Origin of the sequence: Hymenobacter aranciens (assembly GCF_030580865.1) — a bacterium.
GTDB lineage: Bacteria > Bacteroidota > Bacteroidia > Cytophagales > Hymenobacteraceae > Hymenobacter > Hymenobacter aranciens.
The window spans coordinates 109,398-122,299 of sequence record NZ_JAUQSY010000012.1 but is presented as its reverse complement, the minus strand read 5'-3'; the positions used below and the strand labels follow the sequence as shown (position 1 = coordinate 122,299).

Genomic DNA, 12,902 nt, shown 5'->3' with positions numbered 1-12,902 from the left:
ATGACGTTCTTTTTACCTGCGTTCTGATTTTATCGTTCGGCTACTCCCCTTCCGGCGGGGCGCCGCCCAGCAGGGCCCAGGCTTCCTCGTTGCCCTGCTGGCCGGCCAGGTGCAGGGCCGTCAGGCGGCGGTTATCCATGATGGACTTGTCGGCGCCGGCTTCCACGAGCAGCTTCACGAGTTCGTTGCGCCCGAAAAGGGTGGCAAACATCAGCGCCGTGCCGCCGTTGCCGTTCTGCAGGTTCAGGTCGGCGCCGTGGGCGATGAGCAGGCGGGCCAGCTCAGCGTAGCCTTTGAAGCTGACGCCCATCAGGGCCGAGTTGCCGGTGCTGTCCTGGATGTTGGGGTCGGCCCCGGCGGCGAGCAGAAACTGGGCGGCATCCTGGTGGTCGTCGTAGGTGGCGAGGATGAGAGGCGTGAAGCCTTTCGGGTTCTGGGTATTGAGGTCGAGGCCGCTGGCGAGCAGTTCGCGCAGGGCGGGCACATCGCCGCGGCGGGCGGCGTCGAAGAGCAGGTCGGTAGGCTGGGCGGAGGTGAAGGACATGTAGTCGAATTAGGGATTTATGAGCGAATAAGAGCTAGCGTTGAACGTCATACTCATCTGACGTTCTTTCTGGTCAATACCACAGCAGGATAACCAGCGCCACCACGGCTAGCAGCACGGCCGCGGCGGCCGTGTTGATGTACGTTTCGGCCGGTCGCCCGGGCCATGACCCGATGGCCGTCACGAGCAGCAGCAACAGCGGCAGCGGCGCAAAGTTGCCGTAAATATTGCCCCCGCTGGGCTGGAAGGGCTCGGCATCGGTGGGCACCTGCACCCGGCGCACCACGCCCAGCAAGGGCGTTTGCCAGACGGTGATGACCTCCCGCAGCTGCACACGGTGGCCGATGGCCCCCACCAGCTCAAACTGCGTGTGCCGCGTCACGATGCGCATGGTGGGGTGCGGGTCGTTGCGGTAGGCCGACACAGCGGTGGCCTGCTTGCGCACTACCAGCTCGCCAGGCAGCTGCCGCAGCGGCAGGGCCCAGTCGAGGAACAGCAGCAGGCAGCCGGCCAGCAGGGCCAGGTTGATGCTGCGGGCTACGCGGGCGTAGCGTAGCAGGCGGCGTTCCTGCGCTTCGCGGGCCAGCTGCTGAGGGTCGGGCTCTTCGCGCAGCAGCTGGTCGTAGGCCAGGCGGCGGCGGGGGTTGAGCAGGATTTGCTGGGCGGTTTCGAGTTCTTCGAGGCGGGTTTGGGCGTGGCGGTCGCGGCGCACGAGGCGCAGCAGGCGGGCGCGCTGCCGCTGATAGGCCGCCCCGATTTCGGTGGGCGAGGCGGTGGGCGGAAGGCCCAGGAAACGATAGTAATTCTGCATGAGTAACTGCCGAATGAGTGCTGCAAAATAACGCCGCGCGGCTATTTTCCGTGCGCCAGCTCGTGGCGCACCCGGCTCAAACTCTCGGGCGTGATGCCGAGGTAGGCCGCAATGAGCCGCTGCGGCAGCCGCCGGGCCAGTGTGGGGTAGGTAGCCAGGAAATCGAGGTAGCGGGTGCGGGCCGGGGCACTCAGCAGCAGCACCAGCCGCTGCTGCATGGCGTGGATGCGGTTCTGGAGGGCATCGAGGGCCACCTGGGGGTTGCGCAAACTGGGCAGCTGGGGCAACTGGTAATAAAGCTGGTCGAAAAGCAGCACCTCGGAATCCTCCACGGCATCGATGGCGAACAGGGCGGGCGTGTGGTGCGTGAGGCTGTGCTGGTCGGCCACCCACCACTGCTCGGGGGCAAACTGCAGGACGTGCTCCCGGCCTTGGGCATCGACCACGAAAGCCCGCAGGCAGCCCTGCGCCACGAAGGCGCCGTGCCGGGCCACCTCGCCGGCCGGGTGTAGCAGCTCGCCCCGCCGCAGCCGGCGCGGGCGGAACAGCTGCCGCAGGGCCGCGCACTCGGCTTCGCTCAAAGTCACGAGGGGGCGGAAAAAAGCTTCGAGGGCGGCGTAGGGGTCGGTAGTCATGCGGCGGGGGAATTTCTTACCATACATCAAGGTACGGGCGCGAATGTTGAGGGAACTTTGTAGAGTGGCCGGACGCCCCCCTGCGGGGAATTCGCCCGACCACTCCCCCGACCCATGCACCGCCGCCATTTCCTCACCGCCCTGCCCCTCCTTGCTATGAATCTCTCCCAGCTCCACGCTCAGGCCACTGCCTACGCCCGCACGGCCCCCATGCCGGTCCTTTTCATCGGCCACGGCTCGCCGATGAATGCCCTGGAGGATAATCCCTTCACCCGCATGCTGCGCCAGCTGGGCACCGAGCTGCGCCAGCACCAGCAGCCCAACGCCATCCTCGTGGTATCGGCGCACTGGCTCACGCGGGGCACCTTCGTCACCACCAATCAGCAGCCCAAAACCATCCACGATTTCGGCGGCTTCCCGCAGGCGCTGTTCGATATGCGGTACCCGGCGCCGGGCTCGCCGGCCCTGGCGCAGTCCATCCTGGAGCACGTGCACGACGTGCACGGCGCCGCCGACTGGGGCCTCGACCACGGCACCTGGACGGTGCTGCACCACCTCTACCCCGCGGCCAATATCCCCGTTGTGCAGCTCAGCCTTGACTACGCGAAGCCCCTGGCCTGGCACTTCGACTTTGCCCGGCAGCTGCAGTTCCTGCGCGAGCGCGGCGTACTCATCATCGGCAGCGGCAACTTGGTGCACAACCTGCGCCTGAGCATGCCCAAGCTCATGGCCGGCGACGACTCGCCCTACGCCTGGGCTACCGAGTTCGACGAGTGGATTAAGGCCAGGCTCCTCAACGGCGATTACCGCGCCCTCACCGACTACGCCGCCACCGGCCCCGCCGGCCCCCTCGCCGTGCCCACCCCCGACCACTACCTGCCCGCCCTCTACCCCCTGGGCCTGGCTGGGAAGAATGAGCCCATCAAGCAGCTCTTCGAGGAGGTGAACTACGGCGGGCTGAGCATGCGCACGTTTATGATTGGGTAGGCCGGCTACGCTTCGGCAATACAGCGCCTCACAGCCGAATACTTCCGTCCAAGCGCTATTATTTTCGGCGGCCGGCCCCTGGGGGCCGGCCGCCGAGCTTGTTTACGGGGTGAACGGCGTTTGACGCGCCTGCAAGGCCATTCGGCCAGTAAAACCCGCCACTCGCCGACGAAAACGCACCACTCGCCGGTTGTGGCGCACCGTTAGCGAGCGGCCGGGGGTTGCCAGCGCGGCCCCCGAAGTAATTTCGTGAAGGTCGGTTTTGCCTTTCTCCTGCCCGCTTACGCCTTGGACCCTGCTCTACTCCCTGCCAACGACACCGAACGCCTGCACACGCTGGCCAAGTTTCAGCTGCTCGACGCCCGCTCCGAACGGATTCTGGACGAGGTAGTAACCATCGCTGCGCGCCTCTTCCGGGTGTCGAACGCCATGCTGTCGATAATCGAGGAAAACACGGTGCTGCTCAAGGCACCCTACAACCTGCCCATGCGCATTGAGCGCATTCCGCGCCACCAAAGCTTATGCGCGGCCACCATCCTGGAAGAAGGCCCCGTGGTGTTCGAAGACTTACAAGTGAAAAGCAGCCCGCTCATTGATACCTCACTGATTGCCGAGCTCGGCCTGCACTTCTACGCCGGCCAGAACCTGCGCTCGATGGAAGGCCACAACCTGGGCTCGCTCTGCATCCTGGACGGCCCACCGCGCCAGTTTTCGCCCGCCGAGCGCACCCTGCTCACGCACCTCGGCGGCGTGGTGATGGCGCTGCTGGAGCTGCGCCGCGTGCTCGGCCTCACCGCCGATTCGTCGTTTAAGCTCTGGCAGCCCATCTACGACATCATCGGCACGCTGCTGCGCCGCCTCGAAAACGTGGCCGACCTGGCCGCCACCCTCGACGCCCCCGGCCCCTATTCCCTGCCCGACCACCTGGCGCGGGATGCCTCGGGGCTGGCGCACATCGTGGAAATCCACGTGCGGGCGGCGGTGGCGCGGGTGTAGGACAAGGCAAAAACAGCACGTCATCCTGAGCCGCAGGCGAAAGGACCTCGCCCGCTTCGTTGGGGTAGTAATTAATTACTGCCGCACGAGGCACGGGCGAGGTCCTTTCGCTGCGCTCAGGATGACGTTCTTGTTATTCCCCTACTCCTTCAGCAGCCGCTGGCTGAAGGTGCCAGCGGTGCCCTGCACCCGCACCAGGTAGGTGCCGGTAGCGAGGCCACTCACATCCAGGGAGTGCAATTGGCCGGCGGCCAGCGCGGGGCTAAGCACGGTGCGGCCGGTGGCATCGAGCACCAGCACCTGGTAGGTGCCGGCGGGCAGCTCGCGCAGGTCAAGCGTGGTGCTGCGAGTGGCGGGGCTGGGATATAGCGCGATGGCGGGCACCACGGCTTCGGGGTTGAAGCGCACGGCCTGCACTGGCGAGTAGCTGGCGCTGCCATCGGTATCGACCTGGCGCAGGCGGTAGTAGAGCACGGCGCCCAGGCGGGCGGCGCGGGCATCGGTGAGGGCGTAGGCCGTGGGGCTGGCTTTGCTGCCCTGGCCTTTCACTTCGGCGATTTTCTCGAAACGGCGGCCGTCGAGGCTGCGCTCCACGTCGAAGTGGTCGTTGTTTTTCTCCGACGCGGTGCGCCAGCTCAGCTGGGCATCGAGGTTGCGCACGGCCTGGGCGGTGAAGGCGGTGAGCTCCACCGGCAGCGGGGCGGGCGTGGTGACGGTGTAGATGGCCAGCACCGAGGGCGCCCCGGTGAGGTCGAACAGACCGTAGGTAACCACGGCCGACATGTTGCTGACGTAAGGCAGCGAGGGCACGAAGGTCACGTTGCCGTTCAGCGCCGCATCGACCGTGAACGTGCCGCGGGCCACCGTGAAGCTGAGCTGCTGGCCGGGCGTGGCGGGGTCGAGGTCGAGCGTGGTGGGGTCGAGGCCGTTCACATCAGTGTCGTTGGCCAGGATGTTGGTGGTGATGCTGCTGCCCACGGGCGTGGTGGCGGCATCGGCCACCGTGAGCGGGCCCACCCGCACCGTGATGGTGACGGCATTGGACGAGGCGCCCACGGCATCCTGCACGGTGTAGGTGATGATGCTGGTATCGGTGTAGTTGGTGAAGGGCGTGAAGGTCACGTTGCCGCTATTGTCCACGGTGTAGGTGCCTTCGCCGGCCACGGTGCGGGTGGCGTCGCGGGCCACGGTGCTGGGGTCGAGGTCGAGGGTACTGCCCACCAGGGCCGCTTCGGGGTCCGAGTCGTTGCTGAGCACGTTGAAGCTGAGGCTACTGTTGGGGCGCATGGCCACGTTGTCGGCCACGGCGGTGGGGGCCACGTTCTGGGTCGTTACCGTGATGGTGGCGACGGTAGAAGCAGCGCCCGTCTGGTCGAGCAGCACGTAGCTGATGGTGGCCACCCGGCCGCTGGCGAAAGGCGCGGCCGGCGTGAAGGTCACGGTGCCGTTGTTGCTACCGGGCAGCGCGAAGGTGCCGTAGGTGACGCCGCCCACCACCACGGTGCGGGTGGTCTGGCGGCCGGCCGTGGCCGGGTCGAGGTCGATGGTCGTCAGGTCGAGGCCGTTCGAGTCGATGTCGTTACCCACCAGGTCGAGGGTCACGGCGGTGTTCGAGGGCGTGGTGGCGGCGTCGTTCACCGTGAGCGGGCCCACGCGCACCGTGATGGTGCCGGGCGAGGTGCTGGTCTGGCCGCTGTTGTCGTTGATGAGGTATTGCAGGGTGGCCGTGCCGGTGTAGTTGAGCACCGGCGTGAAGGTCACGAGGCCGGCATTATCCACCGTCCAGGAGCCTTCGCCGAAGACCGTGCGGCTGGTTTCGCGCGGGGCGGTGGCCGGGTTCAAATCCACGCTGGCCACGTCGATGGCGCCGTCGGGGTCCACGTCATTGGTGGTCACGTTGAAGCTCACGGCGGTGTTGGCGGGCGTCTGGGCGGCGTCGGCGTTGGCCGTGGGCGGCGTGTTGGTCGAGGTCACGGTGAGCATGGCCACGCTGGAGGGCGCGCCGGTCACGTCGTTCACGGTGTAGCTCACGGTGCTCACCAGGCCGCCGGTGAAGGGCGCGATGGGCGTGAACGTGACCACGCCGGCGTTGCTCACGGTGAAGGTGCCGCCGGTGCCGGGCATGGTGGTCTGGCGGCCGGCGGTGGCCGGGTCGAGGTCCACTGTCGCGGCATCGAGGCCGTTCACGTCGGTGTCGTTGTTGAGCACGCTCACGCTCACGGCGGCGTTGGAGGCGCGGCTGGCGCCGTCGCCCACCGTCAGCGGGCCCACGTTCACGGTGATGGTGGCCGTGTTCGAGACGCGGGCCGTGGCATCCTGTACGTTGTAGGTGATGGAGCTGGAGCCGGTGAAGTTGGCCGCCGGGGCGAAGCTAATCAGCCCGTTGTTGGCCGCGTTCAGCGTAAACACGCCCTGGCCGGTCACGGTGAGAGTGGTCTGGCGGCCGTTCACGGCCGGGTTAAGGTCAGTGGTGGCGTTGTTGATGGTCGACTCGTTGTCGGTATCGTTGGCCGTGATGTTGAAGCTGACGCTGGTATTCGGCGGCGTCACGGCCACATCGTTCACGGCCACCGGGGCGGCGTTGGTGGTGGTCAGCGTCACGGTGCCGGCGTTCGAGATGGCGCCCAGCACGTCGTTCACGGTGTAGGTGAGCGTGGTAGTGCCGTTCAGATAGCCCGACACCGGCACGAAGGTCACGTTGCCGGCATTATCCACCGTAAAGGTGCCGCGGCCGCTCACGCTGAAGCTGGTCTGGCGGCCGGCCGTGGCCGGGTCCAGGTCCACCGTCGCCAGGTTGAGGCCATCCACGTCGATATCATTGGCCGTGATGCTGAAGGTGGGCGAGGTGCTGTAGGCAAAGCTCACGGCATCGGCAATGGCGCGGGGGCCCACCACCACGTTGATAGCGGCCACGATGGAAGGCGCGCCGGTGTTGTCGTTCACAATGTAGGTGTTCGACGACGTACCCGTAAAGTTCGATGATGGCGTGAAGGTCACGCGGCCGGCCGTATTTACCGAGTACGTGCCCTGCCCGCTGATGAAGCGACTGGTCTGGCGGCCGCTGGTGGTCAGGTCGAGGTCCACCGAGTTGGCGTTGATGCCGTCCACGTCCGAGTCGTTGGTTAGAATGGTGATGTTGCGGGCCGTATTGGGCAGCACGAAGGCGGCATCGTCGGCCGTCAGCGGGCCCAAATCCACCCGAATGCTGGCCTGGTTCGACGTGACGCCGGCCGCGTCGTTCACGGTGTAGGATATGATGGTGCTGCCGGTGAAGCCGGTTACCGGCGTAAACGTTACCACGCCCAGCGCGCTCACGGCGAAGTCGCCCTGGCCCGCCATGGTCAGCGTGTTCTGGATGCCGGCGGTAGCGGGGTCAAGGTCTACCGAGGCCACGTTGATGGTCGTATTGCCGTCGGCGTCAGTATCGTTGGTGGTCACGTTGAACGAGGTAGCGGCGTTGGGCGCGGCGCGGCGCGTGTCGGCCACGGCCACCGGCGCATTGCTGATGAGCGTGAGCGTGTAAGTAGCCACGTTGCTCAGCGCCGGACCTGGGTACGTGGCGCTCAGCGCGCCGGCGTTGTCGGTCAGCACGTAGCTCACGGTAGTCACGCCCAGCGTAGTGGCGCCCGCCAGCGGGGTAAAGGTGACGACGCCGGCATCGTTAGCGGCAAACGTACCTACCTGCGTGGCGCCAATAAAAGCCGGCATCGATACCTGGCGGCCGGCCGTGGCCGGGTCGAGGTCGAGCGTGGTGGGGCGCAGGCCCTGGCTGTCGTTGTCGTTGGCCGTTACGGTGAAGGTGCGCGATACATTGTAGCGCACCGAGGCCGCGTCGTTCACGGCAGTCGGCCCCACATTGATGGAGATGATGCCGCTGCTGGCCGGGAAATTCGGGTTGGAGGTGTAGCCCGACGCATCCTGCACCGTGTAGCCGATGGTCGTCACGCTGGTGTAGTTGCTGATGGGCGTGTAGGTCAGGTTGCCCAGGTTGTCCACCACGAAGTCGCCGCGGCCGGCCACGGTCAGCGTCGTCTGCTGGCCGGGGGTGGCGGGGTCCAGGTCCACGGTCCCGGGCACGATGGTGGCGTTGCCGTCGGCATCGGTGTCGTTGGCGATGATGTTGAAGGTGATGGGCGTGTTCGAGGGCGTGGTGCGCAAGTCGTTGTTCGCCACCGGGGCCGAAGCCGCCAGGATGGTAAACGTGAGCACGCCCGTGCTGGAAATGGCGCCGGTGTTATCAACTACCGTGTAGTTCAGCGTGGCAGTGCTGGAGCCCGCCGGCACCGAAGCCGCCGGCGTGAAGGTCACCACGCCCGCCGCATCCACGGTAAACGTGCCGCGGTTGTTCACCGCGAAGCTGTTCTGGCGGCCGGTGGTGCCGGGGTTCAAATCCACGGTGGCTTCGTCGAGGCCGTCCACGTCCACGTCATTGGCCAGAATAGCCACCACGGTGGGCACGTTGCGCGGACCATTGGCGGCGTCGGCCACGGCATTCGGGCCCACGTGTACCGTGATGGTGGCGGCGTTGGAAGTGCGCGGGCCGGGCGTGGCCAGGTTGTCATCTACCGTGTAGGTAATGACGCTGTTACCCGTGAAGCCCGCCACCGGCGTGAAGCGCACCGAGCCCGCCGGAATGGTGGGCGTGCCCGACACGGCAAACGTGCCCTCGCCCGCCACCGTGAAGGTGGTCTGGCGCCCGGCCGTGGCCGGGTCGAGGTCGATGCTGGCGGTGTTGATAGTCGCGCCGCCGGTGGGCTGGATATCGTTGCTGGTCACGTTAAAAGTAACGGCCGTGAGGTAAGGCGTGAAGGCCTCGTCGTCCACGGCAATCGGGGCACCGTTGTCGGTGATATTCACCGTGATGGTAGCCACGTTGGAAGTAGCCCCGGTCAGGTCATTAATGGTGTAGGTGATGGTGGCCGTGCCCGTCGCCGTGGGCGAGCTGGGCGTGAAGGTGACCACGCCGGTGCTGGCATTGAGGCTGAAAGTGCCCAGGCCCACCACTACGTTGCTCTGCTGCAGGCCCGGCGTGGCGGGGTCCAGGTCCACGGTCGTCAGGTCGAGGCCGTTGGCGTCCACGTCGTTGCCGGGCGCGTTCACACTCACGGCCACGCCGGGCAGCGTCTGGCTGGTATTGTCGGTGGCGCGCGGGCCCACGCGCACCGTCAGGGTGGCGATGTTCGACAGACCGCCGATGGCATCGCGCACCCGGTAGTTGATGGTGGAGGTACCGGTGTAGTTGGTCGAGGGGATGAAGCGCACCGTGCCGGCGGGCTGGCCCACGGTCGTGAAGGTGCCCTGGCCGGTCACGCTGCGGCTGGTCTGGGTGCCGCTGGTGGCGGGGTCTAGGTCGATGGTTGTGCCGTCAATGGTGCCGTCGGGGTCCGAGTCGTTGGCCGTGACGGGGATGAACACGGCCGTGTTGGGCGGCGTCTGGGCGTCGTCGGCCACGGCCACGGGCGCCTGGTTCAGCACCACCGTCACCACGAAAGCGCCCACCGTCGAAGGTGCGCCGGTGGCGTCGTTCACAGTGTATTCTACGCTGCTCGTGCCCACGAAAGCCGCTACCGGCGTGAAGGTTACGTTGCCGGAGCTACTCACGGTGTACGTACCCTGCCCGGCCACCGTGAAGGTAGTCTGGCGGCCCGCCGTAGCGGGGTCCAGGTCAACTGAGTTCACGGCCAGACCGTTGGCGTCGGTGTCGTTGGTCGTCACGTTGAACACCACCGCTACGTTCTGGAAAGTAGTCGCGGCATCGTCGGCCGTCTGCGGGCCCACCCGGGCCGTGAGCGTGCCCACGCCGGAGGTGGCGCCGGTGGCGTCGAGCACCGTGTAGCTGGTGGTGCTGGTGCCGGTGTAGCCCGCCACGGGTGTAAAGGTGACGGTGCCGCTGGCATCGACCGAGTAAGCGCCGGCAGCCACGCTCAGCGTGGTCTGGGTGCCGGCCGTGGCCGGGTCCAGGTCCACCGAGGTGGCGTCGATACCGTTGGCGTCCACGTCGTTGGCCAGCACGTTCACCGAAGCCGAGCTGCCGGGCACGATGTTAAAGGCGTCGGCCGCAGTCAGCGGGCCCACGCGCACGGCGATGGTGGCGACGTTCGAAACGCCGGTGCTGTTGTCTTCAATGGTGTAGGTAGCGGTAGCCGTACCAGTGTAGCCGGCCACGGGCACGAAGGTCACGTTGCCCGCATTGTCGGCCGTGAAAGTACCTACGCCGCTGATGGTGCGGGTAATCTGGCGGCCGGTGGTGGCGGGGTCCAGGTCGAGGGTGTTCAGCACGAGCGTGCCGTCCGAGTCGGTATCGTTGGCCGTCACCGAGAAGGTCACGCTGGTGGCGGGCGGGGTCTGGGCGTCGTCGGCCTGGGCCACGGGTACCACGTTGGGCGTCAACACCGTCACGGCGAGCGAACCCACGGCCGAAGTGGCGCCCGTCAGGTCGCGCACGGTGTAGCTCAGCGTACTGGTGCCGAGGTAGCCGGGCTCCGGCGTGAAGGTGACGCTGCCGGTATTATCCACGGCGAAGGCGCCCTGGCCGGCGATGCTGTAGCTGGTCTGGATGCCGGCCGTGGCCGGGTCGAGGTCCACGCTGGTGATGTCGAGGCCGTCCTCGTCCACGTCGTTGGCCAGCACATCCACGGCCACGCTGGTGTTGGGCAGGGTGTTGGCGGCATCGGCCAGGGCCCGCGGGCCCACCCGCACCGTAATGCTGGCCGGGTTCGAACTCACGCCGCTGTTGTCGAGCACGAGGTAGCTGATGGTGGCCGTGCCGGTATAGGTGGCGCTGGCCGGCGCCCACTGCACGTTGCCGGTGGTGCCGCTGGTCGTGAAAGTCCCCAGCGTCACGCCGCCCACGATGTACGTGAACGTGGTCTGCCGGCCGCTGGTGGCCGGGTCCAGGTCCACCGAGTTCAGGTTCAGGGTACCATCGGCGTCGGTATCGTTGGCCGTCACCGAGAAGATTAGCGTCTGGTTGGGGATGACGTTCACCACGTCGGCATTGGCCACCGGGGCGGTGTTGGTGGTCGTCACGCTCAGGCTCACCACGTTCGAGGGCGCCCCGAAGTTGTCGCGCACCAGGTAGCTGATGGTGGCCGTCAGCCCCGCCGTGTAGGGCGTCGAGGGCGTGAAGGTGATGAGGCCGGTGGCCGGGTCGAGCGAAAACGTGCCCCGGTTAACGACCGTGACGGCCGATTGCTGCCCAGCCGTAGCGGGGTCAAGGTCAATGGAATTCACCGCTAATCCGTCCACGTCGCTGTCATTGGCCAGCACGCTGAATGTCGTAGGCGCGCTCGACGACACGTTGGCCGCGTCGAGCACCGCCAGCGGCCCCACCCGCACCGCCAGCGTGGCCGTGTTCGAGGTGGTGCCCGACATATTCTGCACCGTGTAGCTCACGCTCCCCGTGCCGGTGAAGTTGCTAGCCGGCGTAAAGCGCACCGAGCCCGCCGGTTGCCCCACAGTGGTGAAAGCGCCCTGCCCGCTTACCGTAATCGAGGTTTGCACGCCGGCCGTACCGGGGTCCAGGTCCACGGTGCTGGCGTTGAGGTTGCCGCCGGGGTCCACGTCGTTGGCCGTCACGGCCGCTACTACGGTGGTGTTGGAGGCCGTCAGCACCACGTCGTTCACCGCAATCGGGGTCGAGTTGGAAGTCGTGACCGTGAAAGTCGTTGCGTTGGAAGTCGCGCCGGTCTGGTCCTGCACGGTGTAGCTGGTGGCCGTGCTGCCCACGTAGCCGCTGCTGGGCACGAAGGTGATATTGCCTGCATTATCCACCGTAAAAGTGCCCTGCCCGGTTACGGTGCGCGTCGTCTGGCGACCGGCGGTGCTGGGGTCCAGGTCCACCGTCGCCACATTGATGCCGTTCACGTCGGTATCGTTGGTGAGCACGTTCACCGTCACATTGGCGGTGGGGGTGGTAGCGGCGGCATCGCTCACGGCCAGCGGCCCCACGTGCACCGTCACCGTGGCCGAGTTCGACACGGTGTTGTCGTTATCCTGCACGTTGTAAGTCAATGACGACGAGCCCGTATAGTTGGTATTAGGCGTAAACGTCAGGTTGCCCGCGTTATCCACCGAGTACGAACCCTGGCCGCTCACCGTACGGGTCGTCTGCCGGCCCGCCGCAATGGGGTCCAGGTCCAGCGTCGTCAGCACCAGCGAGCCGTCCGAGTCGCTGTCGTTGGCTGATATCGAGAATGTAATGCTCGTGTTGGAAGGCGTGTAAGCCACGTCGGCCACGGCTGCGGGCGGCACGTTCACCGTCGTCACGGTGAAGGTCGTTACGTTCGAAGTAGCGCCGGTGGCGTCCTGCACCACGTAGCTCGCCACCGCCGTCAGCCCCACCGAGTAAGGCATCGAAGGCGTAAAGGTTACGTTGCCGGCATCGTCGCAGGCAAAGCTGCCGCCCGTCACGGCCAGGGTGGTCTGGCGGCCCGCCAGGCCGGGGTTGAGGTCGAGCGTGGCCGGCGCCAGGCCGTTCACGTCGGTGTCGTTGTCGAGCACGTTCACCGTAGCGGCCAGGTTGCGCGGGGTGGTCGCGGCATCCACCACGGCCAGCGGCCCCACGTTCACGGTCACCGTAGCGATATTGGAAACCAAGGCCGTATTATCCTGAATAGTATAGCTTAACGTGGACGTACCGGTGTAGTTGCTGCCCGGCGTGAAGGTCAGGTTGCCGGCGTCGTCTACCGAGTAAGTACCCTGGCCATTCACCACGCGGCTGGTCTGGCGCCCGCTGGTGGCGGGGTCCAGGTCCACGCTGGCTAAATTGATAGTGGCGTTACCGTCGGCATCGGTGTCGTTGGCCGTGATGGAAAACGTCACCGCCGCGTTCGAAGGCGTGTTGCGGGTATCATTGTTGGCCACCGGGGCGGCGGCGTAAGCGCTGGCACTAAGCAGTAGGCTTATAAAAAGTAGTATTGTTTTCATG

General features: G+C 66.4%; 6 protein-coding genes. 2 read left to right on the top strand and 4 right to left on the bottom strand.

Going from position 1 to position 12,902, the window contains the following annotated elements; translation table 11 throughout:
• Positions 1-40: 40 nt before the first annotated feature.
• The 3 genes from Q5H93_RS17785 to Q5H93_RS17775 all read right to left on the bottom strand — a co-directional run bounded on the left by Q5H93_RS17785 (position 41) and on the right by Q5H93_RS17775 (position 1,990).
• Positions 41-544: an ankyrin repeat domain-containing protein gene (locus tag Q5H93_RS17785; RefSeq protein ID WP_305007977.1), complete on the bottom strand. Its 504-nt coding sequence runs from the start codon at positions 542-544 to the stop codon at positions 41-43.
• A gap of 73 nt (positions 545-617) precedes the next feature.
• The gene (locus Q5H93_RS17780) at positions 618-1,355 is read right to left on the bottom strand and encodes a DnaJ domain-containing protein (protein WP_305007976.1); all 738 of its coding nucleotides are present in this window, start codon (positions 1,353-1,355) and stop codon (positions 618-620) included.
• 41 nt (positions 1,356-1,396) lie between these two features.
• Entirely contained in the window at positions 1,397-1,990 is a 594-nt protein-coding gene (locus Q5H93_RS17775) for a Crp/Fnr family transcriptional regulator (protein ID WP_305007975.1), read from the bottom strand.
• Between the two features lie 156 nt (positions 1,991-2,146).
• On the opposite strand from Q5H93_RS17775, the gene ygiD reads away from it, so the two are divergent.
• Both ygiD and Q5H93_RS17765 read left to right on the top strand, forming a co-directional pair.
• A complete protein-coding gene (gene ygiD / locus Q5H93_RS17770; protein WP_305007974.1) occupies positions 2,147-2,977 on the top strand; it encodes a 4,5-DOPA-extradiol-dioxygenase in 831 nt (276 codons plus the stop codon).
• A 288-nt stretch (positions 2,978-3,265) separates the two neighbouring features.
• Entirely contained in the window at positions 3,266-3,973 is a 708-nt protein-coding gene (locus tag Q5H93_RS17765; RefSeq protein ID WP_305007973.1) for a GAF domain-containing protein, read from the top strand.
• Positions 3,974-4,114: 141 nt separating this feature from the next.
• On the opposite strand, the gene Q5H93_RS17760 is transcribed toward Q5H93_RS17765, so the two are convergent.
• Complete coding sequence (locus tag Q5H93_RS17760) at positions 4,115-12,901, bottom strand: cadherin-like domain-containing protein (RefSeq protein WP_305007972.1); 8,787 nt, start codon at positions 12,899-12,901, stop codon at positions 4,115-4,117.
• Between the last annotated feature and the right edge of the window lies 1 nt (position 12,902).